Source organism: Pseudomonas sp. R2-60-08W, from assembly GCF_003852335.1.
Classification (GTDB): Bacteria; Pseudomonadota; Gammaproteobacteria; order Pseudomonadales; family Pseudomonadaceae; genus Aquipseudomonas.
This window is the reverse complement of sequence record NZ_CP027731.1, coordinates 1,904,183-1,929,046: the sequence shown is the minus strand read 5'-3', so window position 1 is coordinate 1,929,046 and position 24,864 is coordinate 1,904,183. Positions and strand designations below refer to the sequence as shown.

The window sequence follows — 24,864 nt, the reverse complement described above, 5'->3', positions numbered from 1 at the left end:
GGCATTGCAGATGACCGACAGATGACAGCCGCATCACCCTCGTGCACCACACCCTGCAATACATCGGCCAAGTCCAGGCGTTACGGGCACTTGGGCATGGTCTACGCTAAGTCTGCGCCGAACGACATCAGCGCCTCAAAAACGACATCGACATGAAACTGTCATCCATCGCGTCTAGATTGGCTCAGGTATTGCTCTGACCTAGACCAACCACACCGCCTGCATAAAACGCCGCGTTGAAAACGCCCAAAGGAGCTTCGGATGAAACAGCTTTTCCTGGCATCACTGTTAGGCTCGACCATTGCCATGTGCACCGCAGCCATGGCCGCTGATACCGATCTAAAAACCCTGGAAGCCGCCGCCAAGTCCGAGGGCGCCGTGAACAGCGTCGGCATGCCCGATGACTGGGCCAACTGGAAAGGCACCTGGGAAGACCTGGCCAAGACCTATGGCCTCAAGCACATCGACACCGACATGAGTTCGGCCCAGGAAATCGCCAAGTTCAAAGCCGAAAAAGACAATGCCAGCGCCGATATCGGCGACGTGGGCGCGGCCTTCGGCCCCATCGCGGTGAAGCAGGAAGTGACCCAGCCTTACAAACCGTCCACCTGGGCCCAGGTGCCGGATTGGGCGAAAGACAAGGACGGCCACTGGGCGCTGGCCTACACCGGCACCATCGCGTTTATCGTGAACAAAAAGCTGCTGCACGGCTCCGACGTTCCAACCAGCTGGGCCGACCTGCAAACCGGCAAGTACAAGGTCTCGGTGGGTGACGTAAGCACCGCAGCCCAGGCCTCCAACGCCGTGCTGGCAGCCGCCATCGCCAATAAAGGCGACGAGCGGAACATCGCGCCGGGCCTGCAATTCTTCACCAAGATCGCCCAGCAAGGTCGCCTCTCGCTGTCCAACCCGACCATCGCCACCATGGAAAAAGGCGAAGTCGAAGTGGGTATCGTCTGGGACTTCAACGGCCTGAGCTATAAAGCCAAGATGGCCAACCCGGATGACTACGTGGTGCTGATCCCGTCGGATGGCTCGGTGAAATCCGGCTACACCACCATCATCAACAAGTACGCCAAACACCCGAACGCCGCCAAGCTGACGCGCGAATACATTTTCAGCGATGCCGGCCAGATCAACCTGGCCAAAGGCAATGCACGCCCGATCCGCGCCGAAACCGACTTGAAACTGCCGGCTGACATCGCCAAGAACCTGATCCCGGGTGAGCAGTACACCAAGGCCAACCCGCAGCCGATCAAGGATGCCGATGCCTGGGAAGCCACGTCCAAAAAGCTGCCGCAGCTGTGGAACGAGCAGGTCATCGTAGAAATGAAGTAAGCCTGTCGCCCACATTGGAAATCCACTGGAGATCCAATGTGGGAGGGGGCTTGCTCCCGATAGCGGTGTGTCATTCAACAGATTCATTGGCTGATCCACTGCTATCGGGAGCAAGCCCCCTCCCACACTTTTGACCTCGTTCCTCCAGGTGAATTGAGTCAAGCCTATTGCTGCGGAGCGCTCTCCCCATGAAGCACCCTGTCATCCTTGTCGTGCTCGACGGCCTGAACTTCGAGGTCGCCCGGCACGCCATGGGGCATTTGCAGGCTTACGTTGGCGCAGGACGCGCAGCCCTCTACACACTGGAATGTGAACTGCCTGCCCTGTCCCGCCCGCTGTATGAATGCATACTGACCGGCGTTGCGCCGATCCAGAGCGGCATCGTCCACAACAACGTCTCGCGCCTGTCCAACCAGCGCAGCATTTTTCATTACGCCCGCGATGCCGGCTTGACCACCGCAGCGGCGGCTTACCACTGGGTGAGCGAACTGTATAACCGCAGCCCCTTTCTCGCCGCTCGAGATCGTCATACCGACGACCAGACGCTGGCGATCCAGCATGGGCATTTTTACTGGAATGACCACTACCCGGACTCCCACCTGCTGGCCGACGCCGAAAGCCTGCGCCTTGCGCACGCGCCGGACTTTCTGCTGGTGCACCCGATGAACATCGACGACGCCGGCCACAAGCACGGCCTCGACAGCGCGCAGTACCGCAACAGCGCACGCTCGGCCGACATCATTCTCGCCGACTACCTGCAGGGCTGGCTCGACGCCGGTTACCAGGTGCTGGTCACCGCCGACCACGGCATGAACAACGACCGCTCCCACAACGGCCTGCTGCCGGAAGAGCGCGAAGTGCCGCTGTTTGTGCTTGGCGACGCCTTCAGCCTGGATGCCAACGCTGCGCCGAAACAGACCGAGCTGTGCGGTACCGTCTGCGAGTTGCTCGGCGTGCCCCACGACAAGCCTGTCTGCCGGGAGTTGCTCAAGTGAATGCCATGAATCGCGGCAAATGGTTGGCCCTGCTGTGCCTGGTGCCCTTCGCGCTGTTCTTTATCGTATTCGAAATCGCACCGTTAGCCTGGGTGCTGATCAACAGCCTGCAAACCGAAGACAGCGGTTGGAGCCTGGAAAACTTCACGCGCATCTTCAGCTCGAAGTTCTATCTGCAGGCGATCCAGTTCAGCCTCGAAATCAGTTTCTACTCCAGCGTCTTCGGCATCATCATCGCCACCCTGGGCAGTTACTCCCTGCGCCGGGTCGATTCGCCGCTGCGCAACTTCGTCACCGCCTTCGCCAATATGACCAGCAACTTTGCCGGCGTGCCCCTGGCCTTCGCGTTCATCATCCTGCTGGGGTTCAACGGCAGCATCACCATCATGCTCAAGCAGGCGGGGATCATTCAGGACTTCAACCTGTACTCGAAAACCGGCTTGATCATTCTTTACACGTATTTCCAGATTCCCCTCGGCGTGCTGCTGCTGTACCCGGCCTTCGATGCATTGCGCGAAGACTGGCGTGAGTCGGCCGCCCTGCTCGGCGCCAATGGCTGGCACTTCTGGCGGCATATCGGCTTGCCGGTCCTGACGCCCGCGCTGCTCGGCACCTTCGTGATTCTGCTGGCCAACGCCCTGGGTGCCTACGCCACCGTGTACGCCCTCACCACCGGCAACTTCAACGTGCTGCCGATCCGCATTGCGGGGCTGGTTTCCGGCGACGTGTCGCTGGACCCGAACCTGGCCAGTGCCCTGGCCGTGGTGCTGGTGGCGCTGATGACCGTGGTTACGGTGGTCCATCAACTGCTGCTCAAGAGGAGCTACCATGTCTCGCGCTGAAGCCGGCCCGGCGTCGCTCTACCACCGGGTGGTGGTGTACATACTGTTCCTGATCCTGGTACTGCCGCTGGTGGGTACCTTTGTCTATTCCATCTCCAGCAGTTGGTCGGCCACCATCCTGCCCGCCGGTTTCAGCCTGAAATGGTACACGCAGCTATGGAGCGACCCGCGCTTCCTGATGGCTTTCGCGCAATCGTTGCTGGTGTGCGTGGGCGCGCTGATCCTTTCGGTGGTGTTGATCCTGCCGTTGCTGTTCGTGGTGCATTACCACTTCCCCAAGCTGGATGCGCTGATGAACATCCTGATCCTGCTGCCGTTCGCCGTGCCACCGGTGGTGTCGTCGGTGGGCCTGCTGCAGTTGTACGGTTCCGGGCCCTTGGCGATGGTGGGCACGCCGTGGATTCTGATCGGCTGCTACTTCACCGTGGCATTGCCCTTCATGTACCGCGCGATCACCAATAACCTGCAGGCCATCAACCTGCGCGACCTGATGGACGCTTCGCAACTGCTCGGTGCCAGCACCTGGCAAGCCGCGATCTTCGTGGTCCTGCCCAATCTGCGCAAAGGCCTGATGGTGGCACTGCTGCTGTCGTTCTCGTTCCTGTTCGGTGAGTTCGTGTTCGCCAACATCCTGGTCGGCACCCGCTATGAAACCCTGCAGGTGTACCTGAACAACATGCGCAACAGCAGCGGCCACTTCACCAGCGCCGTCGTCATCTCCTACTTCTTCTTTGTGCTGGTGCTGACCTGGGCCGCCAATATCTTGAACAAGGACAAAAGCCAATGAGCTTCGTCAGCGTCCAACATTTGCAAAAAGGCTACGCCGGCACACCGGTATTCAGCGATATCAACTGCGAAATCGCCAAGGGCGAGTTCGTCACCCTGCTCGGCCCGTCCGGTTGCGGCAAGTCGACCCTGCTGCGCTGCATCGCCGGGCTGACCTCGGTGGACAGTGGGAAAATCCTGCTGGACGGCCAGGACATCGTCCCGCTGAGCCCGCAGAAACGCCACATCGGCATGGTGTTCCAAAGCTATGCGCTGTTCCCCAACATGACCGTGGAGCAGAACGTTGCCTTCGGCCTGCGCATGCAGAAGGTCAACGCCGATGACAGCCACAAGCGGGTGCAGGACGTCCTGCAATTGGTGGAACTCAAGGACCTCGCCGGCCGTTACCCGCACCAGATGTCCGGCGGCCAATGCCAGCGCGTCGCCCTCGCCCGCTCCCTGGTGACCCGCCCGCGCCTGTTGCTGCTGGATGAACCGCTGTCGGCGCTGGATGCCCGGATTCGCAAGCACCTGCGCGAGCAGATCCGCCAGATCCAGCGCGAACTGGGGCTGACCACCATCTTCGTCACCCACGACCAGGAAGAAGCCCTGACCATGTCGGACCGCATCTTCCTGATGAACCAGGGCAAGATCGTGCAGAGCGGCGATGCCGAGACCCTCTACACCGCGCCGGTGGATGTCTTCGCCGCCGGTTTTATCGGCAACTACAACCTATTGGATGCCGACAAGGCCAGCCAACTGCTGCAACGTCCGATCAGCGGGCGCATCGCGATTCGCCCCGAAGCCATCGAACTGAGCCGCAGCGGGGAACTCGATGCGCTGGTGCGCAGCCACAGCCTGTTGGGCAACGTGATTCGCTACCGCATCGAAGCGCGTGGCGTGGAGTTGGTGGTGGATGTGCTCAACCGCAGCGCCGACGATCTGCATCCGGACGGCCAGCGCCTGGCACTTTCCATCGACCCCAGCGCCCTGTGTGAAGTAGCCTGACGGGCGACGATTGACTGAGAGAGCAGACGGATGGCATTGGTAATTTTTGATCTGGACGACACCCTGATCCACGGCGACTGCGCCACGTTATGGAGCGCACAGATGGGCCGCCTGGGCTGGGTCGATCCTGAATCCTTCATGCGCAAGAACGATGAACTGATGGCGGCCTACAGCCGGGGCGAGTTGCGCATGGAAGACTTCATGGATTTCAGCCTGGAGCCGATGATCGGCCGCACCCCGGAAGAAATCGAACACTTGGTGGAGCCCTGGGTCGAGGACGTGATCGAGCCGCTGATCTACAGCGACGCGACCAAGACCATCGCCCGGCACCGCGCCAATGGCGACCGGATCCTGGTGATTTCCGCCTCGGGTACACACCTGGTCAGGCCGATCGCGGCGCGCATCGGTATCGACGAAGTGCTGGGCATCGAGCTGGATGTCAGCCATGGCGTGTACAGCGGCCGTACGGTAGGCGTGCTGACGTACCGCGAAGGCAAGATCACACGGCTGCTGGCGTGGTTGGAGCAGGAAGGTGAAAACCTGGAGGGCGCGTATTTCTATTCGGATTCGCGCAATGACCTGCCGTTATTGCTCAAGGTGGACCATCCGCAGGTGGTCAACCCGGACCCGGTACTGCACGAACACGCAGAAAAGGCCGGCTGGCCGATCCACCATTGGGTCTGAACCCACCAAGATACCCCTGTGGGAGGGGGCTTGCCCCCGATCGCGGTCTATCAGATGAAACATTCTTCACTGACACACCGCCATCGGGTGCAAGCCCCCTCCCACTCTGGAATTCACCGCGATAAGAGTTCGCTGCCACCTCACGGATGCGAACTGCGACTACATTGCATGTAGGAGCGAGCTATTCCACCGCTCGACATGACCCTCAACGCCTTGCAATGCTTTCACAGTGCCTCCATAGTGAGTCCGGACTGAGCCCGTAGCAGTAGCGCCGGGCTTTTTGCATTATGCGACCGGACCATATGGAACCGGCTCCCTCAAAGACGGCCTAATATGCGTTATCAATTGCCCCCGCGTCGAATCAGCATGAAGCATCTGTTCCCCAGCACCGCCCTCGCTCTTTTCATTGGTCTCGGCTTCGCGTCGATGTCGACCAATACGTTCGCAGCCAACAGCTGGGACAACCTTCAGCCTGATCGCGATGAGGTGATTGCCAGCCTTAACGTCGTCGAGTTGCTCAAGCGCCATCACTACAGCAAGCCGCCGCTGGACGACGCGCGCTCGGTGATCATCTACGACAGCTACCTCAAGCTGCTGGATCCGTCGCGCAGCTACTTCCTGGCCAGCGATATCGCTGAGTTCGACAAATGGAAGACCCAGTTCGACGATTTGCTCAAGAGCGGCGATCTGCAGCCTGGTTTCACCATCTACAAGCGTTACCTGGACCGCGTCAAAGCGCGCCTGGACTTCGCCTTGGGTGAGTTGAACAAAGGCATCGACAAGCTCGACTTCACCGAGAAGGAAACCCTTCTGGTGGATCGCAAGGACGCCCCTTGGCTGACCAGCACCGCCGCACTCGACGACCTGTGGCGCAAGCGCGTCAAGGACGAGGTGCTGCGCCTGAAGATCGCCGGCAAAGAGCCCAAGGCCATCCAGGAACTGTTGACCAAGCGCTACAAGAATCAACTGGCGCGCCTGGACCAGACCCGTGCCGAAGACATCTTCCAGGCTTACATCAACACTTTCGCGATGTCCTACGACCCGCACACCAATTATCTGTCGCCAGATAACGCGGAAAATTTCGATATCAACATGAGTCTGTCCCTGGAAGGCATCGGTGCCGTCCTGCAAAGCGACAATGACCAAGTCAAGATCGTGCGCCTGGTACCGGCGGGTCCAGCGGACAAGACCAAGCAGGTCGCCCCGGCCGACAAAATCATCGGTGTGGCCCAGGCCGACAAAGAGATGGTCGATGTGGTCGGCTGGCGCCTGGACGAAGTAGTCAAGCTGATCCGCGGCCCCAAAGGCAGCGTGGTGCGCCTGGAAGTGATTCCGCACACCAATGCACCGAACGACCAGACCAGCAAGATCGTGTCGATCACCCGTGAAGCGGTGAAACTCGAAGACCAGGCCGTGCAGAAGAAAGTCCTCAGCCTCAAGCAGGATGGCAAGGACTACAAGCTGGGCGTGATTGAAATCCCGGCCTTCTACCTGGACTTCAAGGCCTTCCGCGCCGGTGACCCGGACTACAAGTCCACCACCCGCGACGTGAAGAAAATCCTCACGGAACTGCAGAAGGAAAAAGTCGACGGCGTGGTCATCGACCTGCGCAACAACGGCGGCGGTTCCCTGCAGGAAGCCACCGAGCTGACCAGCCTGTTCATCGACAAGGGCCCGACCGTGTTGGTGCGCAACGCTGACGGCCGTGTCGACGTGCTGGAAGACGAGAACCCGGGCGCCTTCTACAAAGGGCCGATGGCATTGCTGGTCAACCGTCTCTCGGCCTCGGCTTCGGAGATTTTCGCCGGCGCCATGCAGGACTACCACCGCGCGTTGATCATCGGTGGCCAGACCTTCGGCAAAGGCACCGTGCAGACCATCCAGCCGCTCAACCATGGCGAGCTCAAGCTGACGCTGGCCAAGTTCTACCGGGTTTCCGGGCAGAGCACCCAACATCAGGGCGTACTGCCGGACATCGACTTCCCGTCGATCATCGACACCAAGGAAATCGGCGAGAGCGCCCTGCCCGAAGCCATGCCGTGGGACACCATCCGTCCTGCGATCAAGCCGGCGTCGGACCCGTTCAAACCGTTCCTGACCCAGCTCAAAGCTGACCACGATACGCGCTCCGCCAAGGACGCCGAGTTCGTCTTCATCCGCGACAAGCTGGCCCTGGCCAAGAAGTTGATGGAAGAGAAAACCGTCAGCCTCAACGAGGCGGATCGTCGCAAGCAGCACGCCGACATTGAAAATCAACAGCTTGTCCTGGAAAACGTGCGCCGCAAGGCCAAGGGCGAAGAGCCGCTTAAAGAGCTGAAGAAAGAAGATGAGGATGCGCTGCCCACCGAGGCAGATAAAACCAAGCCGGAAGACGACGCCTATCTGGCCGAGACCGGTCGCATCCTGCTGGACTACCTGAAAATCACCAAGCAGGTGGCCAAGCAGTAAATGATGGCAATTTAATGTGATCGCTCCTCGGAGTGTCATCATATAGACATCATTCTGTCGTGAAATAAAGGACCGCAGGCTTCACGCCTGCGGTCCTTTTTTTTCGCTCGAGATCGCCATGACCATGACCGAACAGCTGGATGCACTGGGCTCTATCCTGGCTCAAGGCAGTTTGCACAGCCTGTTCCAACCCATTATCTGCCTGTCTGAACGGCGCGTTCTCGGCTACGAGGCCCTCAGTCGCGGCCCGTCCAACAGCCCGCTGCACTCCCCCGTCGCGCTGTTCTCCATTGCCAACCACGCCGGGCGCCTGAGCGAACTGGAAATGGCCTGCCGTGCAAGCGCCTGCCGACGCTTCAGCGAACAAAAGCTGCCGGGCAAGCTGTTTCTCAATATCTCGCCGGAATCCCTGATGGAGACGGCGCACCAACCGGGACGCACGCTGCAGCTGCTGCGCGACTTCGGGATTGCCCCCAGCCAGGTGGTGATCGAACTCACCGAGCAGACCCCCACCGATGATTTCCAGCTGTTGCAGACCGCGTTGCATCATTATCGCGACATGGGTTTTGCCATCGCTCTGGATGACCTGGGCGCCGGTTACTCCAGCCTGCGGTTGTGGTCGGAGCTGCGCCCGGATTATGTGAAGATTGATCGGCACTTTATCGACGGCATTCACCAGGACGCCCTCAAGCGCGAATTCGTCGGTTCGATCATGCAGATCGCCAAGGCGTCCCGCGCCCAAGTGATCGCCGAAGGGATCGAATTGCCGGAAGAGTTGGCGGTGTTGACGGACATGGGCGTCGATCTGGTCCAGGGTTACCTGCTTTGCCGGCCCCAGGAACAGCCGCCGCACGAGGCACGCTTGATGCTGCCCAAGCCGGATAACGCCAATATCGCCCTCAGTGAAGAAGGCAGTGACCTGAGCGCCCTGCTCAATGAACAGCCGGCGGTGGACCAAAACACCGCAACCGCCCAGGTGCTCGAATCCTTCCGCCGCCAGGCCAATCTCAACTCACTGGCGGTGCTCGATAGCCGCGGCCACCCGGTCGGCATTGTGCATCGACACTCGCTGTCGGACGCGCTGCTCAAACCGTTCGCTACCGACCTGTTCGCACGCAAACCCATCAGCCGCCTGATGAGCGACGACTTCCTGGCAGTGGAGTTGAGCCAGTCCCTGCAGCAGGTCAGCCGCTTGCTGACCAGCCGCGCGCGGCAACGCATTGAAGAAGATTTCATCATTACCTTGAACGGCGACTACCTGGGCCTGGGCCGGGTCATCGATGTACTCAAGCTGATCACCGAGCTGAAAATCCAGCAGGCGCGTTATGCCAACCCGCTCACCCTGCTACCGGGCAACGTGCCGATCCAGCAATGCCTGACGCGTCTGTTGCAGCAGCAGCGTGAATCGGTGATCTGCTACGTGGACATCGACAGTTTCAAGCCATTCAACGATATCTACGGTTATGGGCGCGGGGATGAGGTGCTGTTGTGCCTGGCGCAGTGTCTGAACGATCGGGTCGACCCCAGCCGCGACTTTGTCGGGCATATTGGCGGGGATGACTTTTTACTGGTGCTGGGCCCGCAGGACTGGCGCAAACGCCTTAATCAACTGCTGGATGACTTTCACACCCAATGCCGGCGCTTCTACCGCGCCGAGCACCTCGACGCCGGCTGCTTCGTCGCACTCAACCGCCAGGGCGTACGCCAAGAGTTCGCATTGCTTTCACTGTCGATTGGGGTGGTGCATTTGTATCCACAGGCCTGTGCGCAACTTGATGCCAGCCAGTTGGCGGAGCTGGCGTCGCAGGCCAAGCACCACGCCAAAGCAGTGACGGGCTACAGCATCCATGTGATCGACAGCCTGGACCTGCTGCTGCCCGCTTAGGCCTCGGCGGATTCCGGGTACTCGTACTCGAACACCCGCACCACCTCCGAAGCGTGCCAGGAGGCGGCGGCCACGCCGTCGGAGGGCCCGCTGAAACGTCCCAGGCGCTCCACACACTCAAAGAACCCCGTACGCGGCAAGCGGCTGGCGCCCTGGCTGATCACCAGCGAGCTGCGCAGCGGCTGCTCGGCCTTGGCGTCCAGCGCCGCCAGGTGCTCCAGGGCGGCGGCCAGGGTCTGCATCGCCGGCGTCGGGAACTGCAAGCGCTCGAGCAGCGCACGGTAGGTCAGCAGATGGCGCTGGCGGCGTGCCTGGTCCAGTTCGTTGAGTAACCCATCCCAATGTTGACGGCTGATACGTAGGCTCACGATTCTTCCCTCCAACCTGCAACGCCCAATTCCCAGGCCAGGCTGCGGCGAATGGCGGCATCCGGCTGGCGTTCACCCGTTTCAATCAAACCCAGATACGAGGGGCTGATACCCACCGTGCGCGCCAGGGTTTCGATGGCCAGGCCCTTGGCTTCACGCAGGCCGCGCAGGGCTGCGAGCGGATGCAGGTCCTGGTCGGTGACAGTAGATGCGGCAGGGGAGGAAGCGAATGTGGGGGGTTGCTGACCGGCCGCTTTTAGCAGCGCCTGGTACTGGTCCCATGGCAACACCGCATATTCGGGTTCGCCATTGCGTGAAATGATCTGGATATCCATGACTGCCCCGTAGGATAAAAACACTTACTAAGTAAGTTCTTTCCTTAGAAGTGTAATCCTAACAGCCACAGAGGTCGCAGAGGATAGTCAATAGCATTAGTTTTTTTGCGGATTTTCCCGGGCGAGCAGCTCGGGCGTGGCGGGCAGGCGCTCGACCACGGCCAGCTTTTCCGGGCGCTGCGCATCACGCCAGGCACGAAACGCGCTCAGCTCGCCGCTCAGGGTCTTCATGACCCACGCCAGCACGGCGATGTCGTCGAGCATGCCGAACATGGGGATAAAGTCCGGAATTGCGTCAATCGGACTGAGGAAGTACATCAGCCCCGCCACCACCGAGATCAACGCCTTGGGGCTGATCGCCCGATACTCGCCGCGCCAGTAGGCCAGGCACAGGGCCTGGAGCAGCTTGAAATCATCCTTGAGCTGGCCCAGGCGATTGCCCTGGCTTGAGCCCTTGGCAGCGACCGCGAACAGCAGCGTCGGCAAACGGCCACGCCCGAGCAGACGTGCGGCCATGGGCAGGAAGCGGGTGAAATTGAAGGGTGGTTTCATGGGTCACTCCAGTTCCATACGACAGAAAGGTTATCCACACAAATTGTGGATAACCTTGTGAACAGAGCCTTTTTTCATGGCTGAAAGCCACGAACTACAAGGCTTGCAGTCAGATCGGGCGTTTTTTGCGCACATCAAAAAAACCCAAGATTTCATTGACTTGGCAGGCGTGTACGGCTACCCGTGCTCGAGTTTTATATCAGACTGCTTCAGGTTGCGGACGTTCGTTTGGATTTGCCCGGGCGTTATGCGGCAGCTGGCGAGCCTCATAGGGGGTTTACAGCGCCTCAAACCCTATAAACGACAACGCCCCGTCGAAACGGGGCGTTGTCTGTTCAAGCGCCGATTACTTCTTGGCGGCAGGTGCAGCAGGTGCGGCAGCGGCGTCAGCCTTGGCTGGGTCCTTGATGGCCAGCAGCTCCAGATCGAATACCAGCACGGAGTTGGCTGGAATCGTCGGGCTCGGGCTCTGGGCGCCGTAAGCCAGGTCGGACGGGATGTACAGCTCGACCTTCTCGCCCACGTGCATCAGTTGCAGGCCTTCGACCCAACCTGGGATCACACCGCTGACCGGCAGGTCAATCGGGCTGCCACGGTCCACGGAGCTGTCAAAGGTGGTGCCGTTGGTGAGCTTGCCGGTGTAGTGAACAGTCACCACGTCGGTCGGCTTGGGCTGGGCGCCGTCGGCTTTCTTGACGATCTTGTACTGCAGACCGGAAGCGGTGGTGACGACGCCGTCTTTCTTGGCGTTGTCTTCAAGGAATTTCTTGCCGGCGGCCGCCGACTCTTCGCTCATTTTGGTCATGCGCTCTTCAGCGCGCTTTTGCAGCGCGGCAAAGGCTTCAACCAGTTCGTCGTCCTTGAGCTTCTGCTCTTTCTTGCCGACCGCATCTTCAATGCCTTGGGCTACCGCTTTGGAGTCCAGGTCATCCATGCCTTCCTGGGCAAGGCTTTTGCCCATGTTCAGGCCGATGCCGTAGGAAGCTTTTTGCGCCGGGGTTTTCAGCTCTACGCTGGTCTGCGAATCACAACCCGCAAGTACCAGGCTAACCAGGGCCACCGCCGCCGCCAACCGATGCTGTTTCATGCTATTTCCTTGTTCATGCGCCAAAAGGGCATTCGAATAAAGTCGCGAGCTTATCAGGCGGCCACGACCAATGGCTACCGGCATGTGAGCAGGAAACGTCTGATAAGTTCACGTGTTTAAAAGCAATTTCATCCATGATGAAGGCCCGCGACGGATCGTGGGACGGCCACTACCAGGCTCATGGCCACTTGCCGCACCCTTGGCGTAGTGGCATAACAACGTGATAACTCGACAAGGATAGTTAACTTGCGCATTTTTTCCCGTGTTTTCCTCTTGATCCTCATAGCCCTGGGCCTGCTTCTGGCCGTGGTGCTCTACTACATCGTCAACCCCAAGCTGCCGGATTACGTGCCCGTCGAGCAGGTGCACTATCAGGATCAATGGAGCGCCGCCGACCGCCAGACCTACTACTTCACCCCCCAGGGCACCCAGGTCAAAGGCCTGCACTACGACTGGTTCAGCGCCCTGGAGCTGCCGTTTTCCGAGCGCCGTTTTGCCACGCCTGAGTACCTGGCCCGTTTCGGTTTCCTGGTCGACCCCAGGCAAGTGTCCACCCCACAAAACCCCGGCAATCTGCCTGTAGGTTTCGCCCGGCATAAAAATGCCGGCAGCAACGTTGAATACCTGGATATCACCTGCGCCGCCTGCCACACCGGCGAGTTGCACTTCAAGGGCCAGGCCCTGCGCATCGACGGCGGCTCAGCCCAGCATGTGCTGCCGTCGAGCGTGCCGACCTTGCGCGGCGGCAGTTTCGGCCAGGCCCTGGTCGCCAGCCTTGCGGCAACTTATTACAACCCATGGAAGTTCGAGCGCTTCGCCCGCCAGGTTCTGGGCGACCGCTACGAAGCCGAGCACAGCCAACTGCGCCGGGACTTCAAACAGTCGCTGGACAAATTCATTAAGGTCGCCTGGAACGATACCCACCGGGGCCTCTACCCCACCGAAGAAGGACCGGGGCGCACCGACGCCTTCGGCCGCATCGCCAATGCCAGCTTCGGCGATGCCATTTCTCCGCAGAACTACCGCATCGCCAACGCCCCGGTGGACTACCCGCAGCTGTGGGATATCTGGACCTTCGACTGGGTGCAATGGAACGGTTCGGCCCAGCAACCCATGGCACGCAATATCGGTGAAGCCCTCGGCGTGGGCGCGACCCTGGACTTCTTCGACGCTGCCGGCCAGCCTCTGCAGGGCGATGCGCGCTACCCATCCAGCGTACGCGTGCGCGATCTGAACCTGATCGAAGAAACCTTGCAGCGCCTCAAGCCGCCCACCTGGCCGCAAGATCTGTTCGGCGCCATCGACAAGCCCCTTGCCGCCCAGGGCCGTGCATTGTTCGCCGAGAACTGCGCCGGCTGTCACGTGCCTACCGTGACTGAAGAAGGCGGCCGGCCGGTGCAGCAACTCAAGATGCTGCCGGTGGACTACATCGGCACCGACCCCGGCACGGCCAACAACATCGCCGACCAGCGTTACGACCTCAGCGCCTTGCAATGGGACCTGGCGGAGCTGGCCGGGCTCAACGTTCAACTGCACCCCACGCCGACCGAGCCACTGGACCTTAAAAAGATGTCCGTGGCCAAGGGCCTGGCCTACGTCACGGCATTTGTCGAGGACCACGCCTACCGCGCCGCCGGCGTGACCCCTGCCGAGCGCCCGCGCCTGGACGGTTACGGCCTGCCCATCGGTGTGCGCGAGTTGCGCGCCTACAAAGCGCGGCCACTGGCTGGCGTCTGGGCAACGCCGCCGTTCCTGCATAACGGTTCGGTGCCGACAATCTACCAGTTGCTCTCGCCCCAGGACGAGCGCAGCACCACCTTCTATAAAGGCACCTTCAACTATGATCCGCGCCATCTCGGCTTTGAGACCGACGCGTTCAAGAATGCCTTTGTGTTCGATACCAAAATCACCGGCAACCACAACAGTGGCCACGAATTCCGGGCCGGCCGGCGTGGCAATGGCGTGATCGGCCGGGGCTTGCTCCCCGAAGAACGCTGGGCACTGCTGGAATACCTCAAAGTGTTGGGCGGCCCCCTGGAGCAACAGTTGCCATGATGATCCGATCACCCCACAAGGAACCCTCCATGCTCGCGCGTATCTGGCTGCGTCTCGGCGCCTTCATTGGCAAAACACTGCTGTGGCTGGTGGGCCTGGGCTTGCTGGTATGGCTGGCCTCGATCCTGTGGTTCGCCTGGCAGCATAGCGGCCCGGTGTCGCCGGACGAACAGATCCCTCCAGGTGAAGCCGCCATGACCCAGGGCATCATTCAGACGGCGGTACGCATCGTCGACCAGCACCGCGAAGGCACGCGCTACCTGCGCGATGCCCACGCCAAGGCCCACGGCTGTGTGAAAGCCGAAGTCAGCGTGCTGGCCGACCTCGACCCGGCCTTGCGCCAGGGTGTGTTCGCCGAGCCGGGCAAAACCTGGCAGGCGACGATGCGCTTGTCCAACGGCAATGCCTACCCGCAATTCGACAGCATCCGCGATGCCCGCGGCATGGCCATCAAACTGCTGGATGTACCGGGCAAACAGCTGATGGCCGATCAGCAAGCGCGCACGGAACAGGACTTCGTGATGTTCAGCCACCCGAACTTCTTTGTCAGCGATGTGGCCGAATATGCGCAGAACATCGGGGCCCAGGCGGATGGCAAGAAAGTGCTGGCGTTCTTCCCCAAGGCCGACCCACGCACCTGGCAGATACGCCACCTGTTCATCGCCCTGGCAACCCTCGCCCCCGCCCCGGCCAGCCCGACGCAGACCACCTACTTTTCGGTTTCGCCTTACAAGTTCGGTGCGGCCAACGCCAAGTTCCGCGTCGCCCCCGACCCGCAAAGCTGCCCGGAATATACGTTGCCCAAACAGAACCTGGACCTGCCGAACTTCCTGCGCAGCGCCCTGAACCAGCAGCTCTCCACCGACCGCGTACCGGCGTGCTTCGTGTTGCAGATCCAGCGACAGAACCCGCAGACATTCATGCCCATCGAAGACACCAGCATCGAATGGAAGGAAAGCGACGCACCTTTTGAAACCGTGGCCAAGGTGCGGGTTCCGGCGCAGGACTTCGACACGCCCGCGCTGAATCTCGCCTGTGACAACCAGTCATTCAACCCCTGGTTCGGCGTGGAAGAACACCGCCCCATCGGCGGCATCAACCGCCTGCGCAAGGCGGTGTACGAGGCCGTCAGCGATTACCGCCACAGCCGCAACGCACCGTAGACTCGGTGCCTGCATGCCAGCAGAGGAAACCGATGTGAATTGCGCTTACCTGTATCGCCCGGCAACCGCCGCCGACATGCCCGCCGCCCATGCACTCTCCGTACACCTAAAATGGCCGCATCGCGAGCAAGACTGGGCGATGGTGCAGCGCACATCCGAGGGCTTCGTCGCCGAACAGGACGGTGTCTTGGCAGGCGTCGCATTCGCCTGCCATCAGGGGGCCTACTCGTCCATCGGCCTGGTGATCGTCAGTCATCAGCACCAGCGCAAAGGCATCGGGCGTCGCCTGATGAATCTGTGCCTGGACGCCGTGGCCTCGCGCACGCCGATCCTCAATGCCACCGAGTCAGGCGCGCCGCTGTACGCCAGCATGGGATTCGTTGAATTTGCACGGATTCAGCAACACCAGGGCGTGCCGCAGACGCCGGAGCCCCTACCCGAGACGCGCCACGCGCACTGTCGCGTACTGAACCGGGCCGACTACCCCAAGGTAATCGAACTGGCCAATGCCGCCAGTGGCCTGGACCGCACCGGTGTACTCAACGACCTGCTGCCGACAGCCGAGCACGTGGTGGGCCTCGAGGTAGAGGGGCATCTGCAAGGGTGCGCCCTGCTGCGCCAATTTGGCCGCGGCCACCTCATTGGCCCCGTCGTCGCGCAACACCCGGAGCAGGCCCGACACTTGATCACTCACCTTCTTCGGTTGATCCCGGGTGCGTTCGTGCGTTTGGATATTCCCATCGCATGCGGGTTGGCCGACTGGCTGGAAAACCTGGGGCTGCCCTGCGTGGATAACGCGCCACGGATGGTGCGCGGTTTGCCGCCCAGATCAAGCGCCGGGGTCACCGAGTTTGCGCTGGTGACCCAGGCGATCGGCTGAGGCACAAAGCCTGCCGGGCGGATTCAGCGGATTATCCCTTGCAGGATTGAATAACGGGGTCAGGCCCCGGGATTCTTGACGTAGCGCAGGACCACAAAACCCGCGACCAGAATCAGCGGTGCGATGGAGAGCATGCCCATGTAGGTAGAGCCGGTCAGATCGTTGATTTTCCCCACCATCACCGGGGCAACCATACCGCTCAGTTGACCGATGGAGTTGATCGCCGCAGTCCCCGTGGCGATCGCCAGTCCCGAAAAGGTCGATTGCGGGATGGTCCAGAAAATCGGGATCGCAATAAAGGTACCCGCAGTAGCGAGTACGAGCGCTGCCATCATGGCCCAGGATGAATCCGAGAACAGGCAAGCCAACAGATAGCCGGCGGCTGCCGCCGCCAGGCACAGAACAAGGTAAGTCTTGCGCTCACCCGTACGATCGGAACGCCGGGTCAGCCATATCATGCCGATACAGGCCACGATGTAAGGCAGCGCCGAAAGCATCCCTATCCAGAATAGGCTCTGTACACCGGACGATTTGATCAGGTGCGGCATCCAGAAGTTGAGGCCATAAGAAGCTGTCTTGATCACAAAGTAGATGAACGCCATGATCGCGACTTCCCGGGTCAGCAACACACGCCACAAGGACCCCAATACCGGCTTATCGTTGACTTTGTCATGCGCCAGGTTTGCCGCCAGCAGATCCTTCTCGCTACGGCTTAACCATTTGGCCGATTCGATGTCTCGGTCCAGCTTCCACAGCACTAGCAGGCCGAGCACCACACAGGGCAGTCCGGACATCAGGAACAGCCAGTGCCAGCCAGCCAGACCGAACACGCCATCCATCGTGCCCAACAGGATTCCCGCCGCTGGCCCCCCGACCGCGCCTGCCAGGGGTACAGCGAGGAACCAGAGGCCATTCATCTTCGCCAGGTGCTTCTTGGGAAACCAGCACGCCAGGTAGAACAGGATCGCCGGGCCAAAACCGGCTTCCATGACGCCGATCAGAAAACGCAGGAAGTACAGGGTGTATTGCGTGTAGGCGAACATTAACGCCGCCGTTGCCAGCCCCCAGGAGATCATGATCCGGCAGATCCAGGCAGGTGCGCCATAGCGCTTGAGCCCCAGGCTGCTGGGAACTTCAAACAGCACGTAGCCGAAAAAAAACATGCTCGCGGCCAGGCCGTACGCCGCGTCGGACAAACCCAACTCTTGCTGCATCTGGGTCTTGGCGAAGCTGATGTTGATCCGGTCAAAATAGGAAAAGAGAAAGCAGATAATGGCCAGCGGCATGATTCGCCAGGCCACACGCCGATAGAGCAGCAGCTCGTTGATCGTTTCTGCGTTGCGCGCAAGCGCGATTTCGCCAGTCATGGCAACCATGATGTTTCTCCATTGTTGTAATTATTGGAGAGAGGCAAGGCTCTTGAGGAACCCTGCTCAATGGGTTCAGCCGATCAGAATAAGTTTGGCCTTGTAAGCCTGACCTTTGACGACATAGTCAGCGGCGTTTCGATGCATGTCGGCAATTGCTTCAGGTGTCAGTTCGCGCACGACTTTGGCAGGTGCGCCGAGAATAAGTGAGTTGTCCGGGAACACCTTGCCTTCGGTCACAACCGCCCCGGCGCCAACCAGGCAATTGCTGCCGATGACCGCGCCATTGAGCACAACAGCCTGAATCCCGATCAGCGCTCCGTCGCCGACGGTGCAACCGTGCAACATGGCCTGGTGGCCGATAGTGACGCCCTCGCCCACCGTCAGCGCAAATCCCGGATCGGCATGCAGCACCGCTCCCTCCTGCACATTGCTGTGCTGACCAATGCGAATCGGCTCGTTGTCACCCCGCAGAACAGCCTGCGGCCAGACACTGACGCCCTGCGCCAGCGTGACATTGCCGATGACGGTAGCGTCTTGCGCGATGAAAGTTTCAGCGTGAATGACAGGAATAAGGGTGTCGTATTGATAAATAGCCATGGCAGTTCTTCCTCAAGGCTGAGCGTCGGTTTTCAGGACACCGGCGGCACACAGCTCGGCAATGTGTTCGTCGCTGTAGCCCAGTTCACGCATGACTTTGTGGGTGTGCTCGCCGATGCGTGGGATAGATCGACGGGGTTGCAGTCGCTCGCCATCCAGGGACAACGGCAGCAGTGGCATGGCGGTGAACGATCCGTCTTCAAGTTCAAGATTTGCCAGGCCACCGCTGTGCAGCAGATGAGGATCCTCGAACAGTTCCTCGGGCCGTCGAATCGGAGCAAACGGAATACTGTTTGCCTCAAGTTCCAGGGCCAGCGCTTGAGCGTCCATGCTGGCAAAGACTTCAGCCAAGTGAGCCAGCAGACGTGGCCGCTGCAACACGCGATCATTGTTGGTAGCAAGGGACTGGTCGTCCAGCAACGCAGTCTGGCCGAGCAATTGACACAGGGCGGTCCACTGACCTTCACCCGTGGCGGCGACGAACATCTGCTCCCCATTGGCAAACTCGAATACATCGTAAATGGCCCATGCACTGATACGGTTTGGCATCGGTGCAGCCGCCTGGCCGGTCACGACGTATTGCTGCATATGCTGAGCAGCGAGCAATACGCAGTTTTCGTAAAGCGCGCTTTGCACCTCACGACCGACGCCGGTGACATGACGATCGTTGAGCGCAGCAAGCACACCGATAGCACCGAACATGCCGCCCATGATGTCGTTCACCGAACTGCCGGCACGCAGAGGCCTGCCTACCGGGCCGGTCATATAGGCCAGGCCTGCCATCATTTGCACAACTTCATCCAGGGCCAGGCGATTGTCGTAGGGGCCGTTGAGAAAGCCTTTGTGCGAGGCGTAGATAATGCGCGGGTTACGCGCTCGAATCGCCGCGTAACCGAAGCCGAGCTCGCTCATGCGGCCGGGCTTGAAGTTCTCGATGAATACGTCAGCGGTATCGATCAGCTCCAGTACCGCATCTCGTCCTTGTTGAGTGTTGACGTCGATGGCGATGCACTGTTTGTTGCGGTTGAACGTGCGAAAAAAACCGGCACCGGCGCCTAGCAGACGGCGTGTACCGTCGCCACGGATCGGTTCAATCTTGATCACCTCGGCACCGAGGTCACCCAGGATCATTCCGCAGGTCGGGCCCATCACCATGTGAGAAATTTCAACGACACGAATGCCGTCCAATGGAAGCCTGGACATTAGGGTTCTCCTTGATCTGGCAGGTTCAGACGCGACCGGCGACTGATGCGTAATTGAGTGGCAGGCCAGCTCGTGCAATGCAGCCGTAGAGCGTCTCGTGCGGCAGTGCTTCGTTGAGCACATGTCGGGAAGCGATCAGGGCTGCCAGGTCGATGCCCGTCTCGTAGCCCATGCTTTGCAGCATGAACACCAAGTCTTCTGTGACCGTATTGCCGGATGCACCCGGTGCGAACGGACAACCGCCCAACCCGGCCAGTGACGCGTCGAGTTCGGTGATACCTTGCTGAACGGCGACCAGGCTATTGGCGAGCGCCAGGCCTCGGGTGTCGTGGAAGTGCGCGGCCCTGAGCTTGTCACCTGCGATGGCGCGAACCGCCTGCAAGGTGGTCGCCACCTGGCCGGGATTGGCGTAGCCCGTGGTGTCTCCCAGGGACACCAGATCGCAGCCGGCTTGCAGCACATGCCCGGTCAACGCGCAGAGATCGCTCAATGGCACATCACCTTGGCGGGTACAGCCGAACGCCACAGACATGCCGGCGATCACTTGAACGTTGTGCAAGCCGGATTCAGTCCGCAGCTGGCACATTCGCGCCAGCTCTTCGACCATTTCCAACGGAGTACGGCGCACATTGGCCAGGCTATGGGCTGCGCTGACGGACACGGGCGCAATGATACGGTGCGCACCGGATTCCAGCGCATCGCGACAGCCGCGCAGGTTAGGCGCCAGGACCGTGACAACCAGATCCGGAAAACTCAAGGCATGGGCGACGACTTCTTTGGCATCGGCCATCTGCGGCAACAGTTTGGCGGGAACAAAGGACGCGACCTCCATGTACCGCACACCTGCGGCATAGGCGGCATCAATCCAATGTCGTTTGGCGGATGTCGGCATAATGGCTTGAAGGCTTTGCAAACCATCACGCATGCCGACTTCGTTGATTGTTATTGTTGTCATGAAAAAAGCTCTCACAGGCTGAAGCGCACCTTCAGATTAGAGAGCCAGGGAGTCAGCAAAAAGACGTCATTTACGCGGTGATCCATCGCCAACGGCGACGGATACAGTCAGGTGCGGGGCGCAGGCGGTGTCGCGCGCAAAAGCAGATGATCCAGCAATCGCCGGGCCGACAGCGACAGTGCATCCCGGTCACGGACGCAGATAACGAACTCACCCAATGCCCAATCGTCGGTCAGAGGGATAATCCGCAAGTCAAACAACCGCGCATACCGCTCCACTGCTTCCAGGGGGAATACGGCAAGTCCCAAGCCGAATTGCACCAGCCGAAAAGCTGCGTCAAATGACGACACATAGGAGCGAAACCGCAGCTCATGGCCCTCCTTCGTCGCTTCACTGCGCATGAAGTTATTCAACGTGGCGAAAGCCGAAAGCCCCAAGTGATCAAAGGCCAGGGTCTCTGCGAAGGCAATATGGGTACGACCGGCCAGGGCATGGTTCGCCCCTACCACGACCGCCAGGTGATCCCGGCGATAGGGCAGAAATTCCAGATCGCCCACGGCCATTGATCGTCGACAAATACCTAAATCGGCATTGCCTTCGGCTACCCCGCGCACCACGTCGGGACTGAAACGCTCTTCGATGTCTGCCTGGATTCTTGGATGCTCGATCATGAAGTCCGACAGTTCCTCGGGCAGGAACTCCATGATTGATGAGATGTTTGCCAATACCCGCACATGTCCTCGGGCGCCTTCAGCGTATTCGCTAAGCTCGCTATCGAGCCGCTCCATGGCCCGCGTCAGGGACCGAGCGTGCCGAAGTAGCGCCAACCCCGCCGGCGTCGGTTCGACCCCGCGCTTGCTGCGGTTGAGCAGCGGCGTACCAAACCGCGCCTCAATATCGGAGATACGTTTACTGACCGCCGACGGCGCAATGAATGCCCGCTCGCTGGCGCGTGCAATCGTGCCCTCTTCACAGACCAGAATGAACAAGTGCAAAGATAAGTGATCCAGGTGCTGCATGACGCCCCTCCCGTTGTTCTAACGACGCAGCTTAACCGTCTTATTAAAAACCGTGGTTGGGGATGCAATTGCAGCGAAATTGTGCAGACGAAAAAAAGCCCGCTCAATGAGCGGGCTTCTTGTGGCGACCTGGCGTTCAGTGTTCCAGGTGACCGAATATGGCGCAGCGGACGGGACTCGAACCCGCGACCCCCGGCGTGACAGGCCGGTATTCTAACCGACTGAACTACCGCTGCGCGTAACACATGAAGCGAATGGTGGGTGATGACGGGATCGAACCGCCGACCCTCTGCTTGTAAGGCAGATGCTCTCCCAGCTGAGCTAATCACCCTTCGTTTCGGTGTGGGCGCATCATACATCAAAAAATCGTAATGTCTTGATTTAAATGCAGTTTATTTAAAAAAAGTTTACCGCACGACTTTTTGCCATATTTCGCACAATAAAAAGCCCGCTCAATGAGCGGGCTCCTTGTGGCGACCTGGCGTTCAGCGTTCCAGGTTACCGAATATGGCGCAGCGGACGGGACTCGAACCCGCGACCCCCGGCGTGACAGGCCGGTATTCTAACCGACTGAACTACCGCTGCGCGTAACACTTGAAGCGAATGGTGGGTGATGACGGGATCGAACCGCCGACCCTCTGCTTGTAAGGCAGATGCTCTCCCAGCTGAGCTAATCACCCTTCGTTTCGGTGTGGCGCGCATTCTACGGAGCGACCCAAGGTCTGGCAAGCACTTTCTTAAATCTTTTTTTTCAGCCCTTCCAATGGCTTACGCAGGGTTGGCCTGGGGCGTGATCAAGAGAATAATGCCCCCCTTTGTATAGAGGAGAGACTCACCCCATGTGGTTCAAGAACCTGCTTATCTATCGCCTGACCCAAGATCTGCCCGTTGATGCCGAGGCGTTGGAAGCGGCCATGGCCACCAAACTGGCGCGCCCGTGCGCAAGCCAGGAGTTGACGACTTACGGTTTCGTCGCACCTTTCGGTAAAGGTGAAGACGCGCCCCTGGTGCACGTCAGCGGCGACTTCCTGCTGATCGCCGCACGCAAGGAAGAACGCATCCTGCCGGGCAGCGTGGTGCGCGATGCGGTTAAAGAGAAGGTCGAGGAGATCGAGGCCGAGCAAATGCGCAAGGTCTATAAAAAGGAACGCGACCAGATCAAGGATGAAATCATCCAGGCGTTCCTGCCGCGCGCCTTTATTCGTCGCTCGTCGACCTTCGCCGCCATCGCGCCGAAACAGGGCCTGATCCTGGTGAACTCGGCCAGCCCGAAACGCGCCGAAGACTTGCTTTCTACCTTGCGCGAAGTGATCGGCACCCTGCCCGTTCGCCCACTGACCGTGAAAACCGCACCGACGGCGATCATGACCGACTGGGTCACCACCCAGAAACCCGCCGACGACTTCTTCGTGCTCGACGAATGCGAACTGCGCGACACCCACGAAGACGGCGGCATCGTGCGCTGCAAGCGTCAGGACCTGACCGGCGAAGAAATCCAGCTGCACCTGACCACCGGCAAAGTCGTGACCCAATTGTCCCTGGCCTGGCAGGACAAGCTGTCCTTCATGCTCGACGACAAAATGACCGTCAAGCGCCTGAAGTTCGAAGACCTGCTGCAGGACCAGGCCGAACAGGACGGCGGCGACGAAGCCCTGGGGCAGCTGGATGCCAGCTTTACCCTGATGATGCTGACCTTCGGCGAGTTCCTGCCAGCGCTGATCGAAGCACTGGGCGGTGAAGAGACGCCACAAGGCATCTAAGCCGGGTGAAGAGCAGAATGTGGGAGGGGGCTTGCTCCCGATGGCAGAGTGTCAGCCAAGGTATCTTTGACTGAACCACCGCCATCGGGAGCAAGCCCCCTCCCACATTCGACCGCATTTACAAATTTCTATAACAAGGACTACCCCATGCGCGCACTCGCCGCCCTGAGCCGCTTCGTCGGCAATACCTTCGCCTACTGGGTGCTGATTTTCGCGGTGCTCGCCTTCCTGGAACCCGCGTGGTTCATCGGCCTGAAAAGCGCCATTGTGCCGTTGCTGGGCCTGGTGATGTTCGGCATGGGCCTGACCTTGAAACTTGAAGACTTCGCTGAGGTGGCCCGCCATCCCTGGCGCGTCGCCCTCGGCGTGGTCGCGCACTTTGTGATCATGCCGGGCGTGGCGTGGCTGTTGTGCCAGGTCTTTCACCTGCCGCCGGAAATTGCCGTCGGGGTGATTCTGGTCGGCTGCTGCCCAAGCGGCACTTCATCCAACGTGATGACATGGCTGGCCCGTGGCGATCTGGCGCTGTCGGTGGCCATCGCCGCCGTCACCACCCTCCTCGCCCCGCTGCTCACGCCGGCGTTGATCTGGTTGCTGGCCTCGGCCTGGCTGCCGGTGTCGTTCATGGAGTTGTTCTGGTCGATCCTGCAAGTGGTGCTGCTGCCTATCGTGCTCGGGGTGGTCGCGCAGCGTCTGCTGGGGAGTCGGGTACGGCATGCGGTCGACGTGTTGCCGTTGGTCTCGGTGGTCAGCATCGTGATCATCGTCGCAGCGGTGGTTGCCGCCAGCCAGGCGAAAATTGCCGAGTCGGGCCTGTTGATCATGGCGGTGGTGATGCTGCACAACAGCTTCGGCTACCTGCTCGGTTACTTCACCGGGCGGCTGTTCAAATTGCCCTTGGCCCAACGCAAGTCACTGGCGCTGGAAGTGGGTATGCAGAACTCCGGGCTCGGCGCCGCGCTGGCGAGCGCGCACTTCTCGCCGCTGGCGGCAGTGCCCAGTGCGCTGTTCAGCGTCTGGCACAATATTTCGGGGGCGTTGCTCTCGACCTATTTTCGCCGCATGAGCGAGAAGGAAGACCGCCGCGCGCTGGAGAACACCCCGCAAACTTGATCGTGGGGTGCATGTTCGGCACTCTAAGCGCTTCGCGGGGACGACCCCGCGACGCCAACGAGCGTTGAATCCGGGGACGACCCCGCCTGAAGAAGCGAGGTCATCATGTCCTGGATCATTCTGTTTTTTGCCGGGTTGTTCGAAGTCGGCTGGGCTGTCGGCCTGAAGTACACCGACGGTTTCAGCAAGCCCCTGCCCACCGCACTGACCATTGCCGCCATGGCCATCAGCCTTGGCCTGCTGGGGATGGCGGTTAAGGAGCTGCCGCTGGGCACCGCCTACGCCGTATGGACCGGGGTGGGTGCCGTGGGTACGGTGATCGCCGGGATTATCCTGTTTGGGGAATCCATGGCGCTGTTTCGGTTGGCCAGCGTGGCGTTGATTATCTGCGGGCTTATTGGCCTCAAGATCTCCACCTAGGCCACTACCGCCATCGGGGGCA

At 60.3% G+C, this 24,864-nt stretch carries 23 protein-coding genes and 4 tRNA genes; 14 read left to right on the top strand and 13 right to left on the bottom strand.

Going from position 1 to position 24,864, the window contains the following annotated elements; translation table 11 throughout:
* Positions 1–261: 261 nt before the first annotated feature.
* The 8 genes from C4J90_RS08865 to C4J90_RS08830 all read left to right on the top strand — a co-directional run bounded on the left by C4J90_RS08865 (position 262) and on the right by C4J90_RS08830 (position 9,965).
* Positions 262–1,338, top strand: coding sequence for an ABC transporter substrate-binding protein (locus C4J90_RS08865; RefSeq protein ID WP_124419633.1), 1,077 nt, complete (start codon positions 262–264; stop codon positions 1,336–1,338).
* 188 nt (positions 1,339–1,526) lie between these two features.
* On the top strand, positions 1,527–2,333 hold the full coding sequence (locus C4J90_RS08860; RefSeq protein ID WP_124414289.1) for an alkaline phosphatase family protein: 807 nt from the start codon (positions 1,527–1,529) through the stop codon (positions 2,331–2,333).
* A 5-nt stretch (positions 2,334–2,338) separates the two neighbouring features.
* Positions 2,339–3,175 carry an ABC transporter permease subunit gene (locus tag C4J90_RS08855; RefSeq protein ID WP_164484520.1) on the top strand — a complete coding sequence of 279 codons (837 nt, stop codon included), beginning with the start codon at positions 2,339–2,341 and terminating at the stop codon, positions 3,173–3,175.
* The gene (locus tag C4J90_RS08850; RefSeq protein WP_124366477.1) at positions 3,162–3,962 is read left to right on the top strand and encodes an ABC transporter permease; all 801 of its coding nucleotides are present in this window, start codon (positions 3,162–3,164) and stop codon (positions 3,960–3,962) included. Before C4J90_RS08855 ends, C4J90_RS08850 begins: the two co-directional genes overlap by 14 nt.
* A complete protein-coding gene (locus C4J90_RS08845; RefSeq protein ID WP_124403602.1) occupies positions 3,959–4,948 on the top strand; it encodes an ABC transporter ATP-binding protein in 990 nt (329 codons plus the stop codon). Before C4J90_RS08850 ends, C4J90_RS08845 begins: the two co-directional genes overlap by 4 nt.
* 30 nt (positions 4,949–4,978) lie before the next feature.
* A complete protein-coding gene (locus tag C4J90_RS08840; RefSeq protein ID WP_124414286.1) occupies positions 4,979–5,632 on the top strand; it encodes an HAD family phosphatase in 654 nt (217 codons plus the stop codon).
* 366 nt (positions 5,633–5,998) lie between these two features.
* The gene (locus C4J90_RS08835; RefSeq protein ID WP_177413395.1) at positions 5,999–8,080 is read left to right on the top strand and encodes a carboxy terminal-processing peptidase; all 2,082 of its coding nucleotides are present in this window, start codon (positions 5,999–6,001) and stop codon (positions 8,078–8,080) included.
* Between the two features lie 118 nt (positions 8,081–8,198).
* Entirely contained in the window at positions 8,199–9,965 is a 1,767-nt protein-coding gene (locus tag C4J90_RS08830) for a bifunctional diguanylate cyclase/phosphodiesterase (protein ID WP_124419631.1), read from the top strand.
* On the opposite strand, the gene C4J90_RS08825 is transcribed toward C4J90_RS08830, so the two are convergent.
* The 4 genes from C4J90_RS08825 to C4J90_RS08810 all read right to left on the bottom strand — a co-directional run bounded on the left by C4J90_RS08825 (position 9,962) and on the right by C4J90_RS08810 (position 12,307).
* Entirely contained in the window at positions 9,962–10,333 is a 372-nt protein-coding gene (locus C4J90_RS08825) for a hypothetical protein (protein WP_005786715.1), read from the bottom strand. The two genes, C4J90_RS08830 and C4J90_RS08825, sit on opposite strands and share 4 nt — an antisense overlap.
* Positions 10,330–10,668: a helix-turn-helix transcriptional regulator gene (locus C4J90_RS08820; RefSeq protein ID WP_124419630.1), complete on the bottom strand. Its 339-nt coding sequence runs from the start codon at positions 10,666–10,668 to the stop codon at positions 10,330–10,332. Before C4J90_RS08820 ends, C4J90_RS08825 begins: the two co-directional genes overlap by 4 nt.
* 96 nt (positions 10,669–10,764) lie before the next feature.
* Positions 10,765–11,220: a YkvA family protein gene (locus tag C4J90_RS08815; protein ID WP_124419629.1), complete on the bottom strand. Its 456-nt coding sequence runs from the start codon at positions 11,218–11,220 to the stop codon at positions 10,765–10,767.
* Between the two features lie 346 nt (positions 11,221–11,566).
* Positions 11,567–12,307, bottom strand: a complete 741-nt coding sequence (locus C4J90_RS08810; protein WP_124362036.1) for an FKBP-type peptidyl-prolyl cis-trans isomerase — start codon at positions 12,305–12,307, stop codon at positions 11,567–11,569.
* Between the two features lie 246 nt (positions 12,308–12,553).
* Here C4J90_RS08810 and C4J90_RS08805 point away from each other — a divergent pair, with 246 nt between their 5' ends.
* From C4J90_RS08805 to C4J90_RS08795, 3 genes are read left to right on the top strand one after another with little or no spacing between them, the layout of a single operon-like run.
* Complete coding sequence (locus C4J90_RS08805; protein ID WP_124419628.1) at positions 12,554–14,362, top strand: di-heme-cytochrome C peroxidase; 1,809 nt, start codon at positions 12,554–12,556, stop codon at positions 14,360–14,362.
* A 29-nt stretch (positions 14,363–14,391) separates the two neighbouring features.
* On the top strand, positions 14,392–15,525 hold the full coding sequence (locus C4J90_RS08800) for a catalase family protein (protein ID WP_124419627.1): 1,134 nt from the start codon (positions 14,392–14,394) through the stop codon (positions 15,523–15,525).
* A gap of 13 nt (positions 15,526–15,538) precedes the next feature.
* Positions 15,539–16,405 (top strand): GNAT family N-acetyltransferase, encoded by an 867-nt coding sequence (locus C4J90_RS08795; RefSeq protein WP_177413393.1) that lies wholly within the window; start codon positions 15,539–15,541, stop codon positions 16,403–16,405.
* A gap of 59 nt (positions 16,406–16,464) precedes the next feature.
* On the opposite strand, the gene C4J90_RS08790 is transcribed toward C4J90_RS08795, so the two are convergent.
* The 9 genes from C4J90_RS08790 to C4J90_RS08750 all read right to left on the bottom strand — a co-directional run bounded on the left by C4J90_RS08790 (position 16,465) and on the right by C4J90_RS08750 (position 22,229).
* Complete coding sequence (locus tag C4J90_RS08790; protein ID WP_124362033.1) at positions 16,465–17,781, bottom strand: MFS transporter; 1,317 nt, start codon at positions 17,779–17,781, stop codon at positions 16,465–16,467.
* A gap of 66 nt (positions 17,782–17,847) precedes the next feature.
* Positions 17,848–18,372 carry a gamma carbonic anhydrase family protein gene (locus C4J90_RS08785; protein ID WP_124414279.1) on the bottom strand — a complete coding sequence of 175 codons (525 nt, stop codon included), beginning with the start codon at positions 18,370–18,372 and terminating at the stop codon, positions 17,848–17,850.
* 12 nt (positions 18,373–18,384) lie between these two features.
* Positions 18,385–19,575, bottom strand: a complete 1,191-nt coding sequence (locus C4J90_RS08780; RefSeq protein ID WP_124419626.1) for a CaiB/BaiF CoA-transferase family protein — start codon at positions 19,573–19,575, stop codon at positions 18,385–18,387.
* A gap of 25 nt (positions 19,576–19,600) precedes the next feature.
* A complete protein-coding gene (locus C4J90_RS08775; RefSeq protein ID WP_124419625.1) occupies positions 19,601–20,530 on the bottom strand; it encodes a hydroxymethylglutaryl-CoA lyase in 930 nt (309 codons plus the stop codon).
* 107 nt (positions 20,531–20,637) lie between these two features.
* A complete protein-coding gene (locus C4J90_RS08770; RefSeq protein WP_124419624.1) occupies positions 20,638–21,549 on the bottom strand; it encodes a LysR family transcriptional regulator in 912 nt (303 codons plus the stop codon).
* 159 nt (positions 21,550–21,708) lie between these two features.
* Positions 21,709–21,785 (bottom strand) — tRNA-Asp (locus C4J90_RS08765).
* A 19-nt stretch (positions 21,786–21,804) separates the two neighbouring features.
* Positions 21,805–21,880, bottom strand: a tRNA-Val gene (locus C4J90_RS08760).
* Positions 21,881–22,057: 177 nt separating this feature from the next.
* A tRNA-Asp gene (locus C4J90_RS08755) sits at positions 22,058–22,134 on the bottom strand.
* Between the two features lie 19 nt (positions 22,135–22,153).
* Positions 22,154–22,229, bottom strand: a tRNA-Val gene (locus C4J90_RS08750).
* Positions 22,230–22,388: 159 nt separating this feature from the next.
* On the opposite strand from C4J90_RS08750, the gene rdgC reads away from it, so the two are divergent.
* The 3 genes from rdgC to sugE all read left to right on the top strand — a co-directional run bounded on the left by rdgC (position 22,389) and on the right by sugE (position 24,842).
* Positions 22,389–23,309 (top strand): recombination-associated protein RdgC, encoded by a 921-nt coding sequence (gene rdgC / locus C4J90_RS08745; RefSeq protein WP_124357762.1) that lies wholly within the window; start codon positions 22,389–22,391, stop codon positions 23,307–23,309.
* A gap of 147 nt (positions 23,310–23,456) precedes the next feature.
* Complete coding sequence (locus C4J90_RS08740; RefSeq protein ID WP_124362027.1) at positions 23,457–24,422, top strand: bile acid:sodium symporter family protein; 966 nt, start codon at positions 23,457–23,459, stop codon at positions 24,420–24,422.
* A 105-nt stretch (positions 24,423–24,527) separates the two neighbouring features.
* Positions 24,528–24,842, top strand: coding sequence for a quaternary ammonium compound efflux SMR transporter SugE (gene sugE, locus C4J90_RS08735; protein WP_124362026.1), 315 nt, complete (start codon positions 24,528–24,530; stop codon positions 24,840–24,842).
* Positions 24,843–24,864 lie beyond the last annotated feature (22 nt).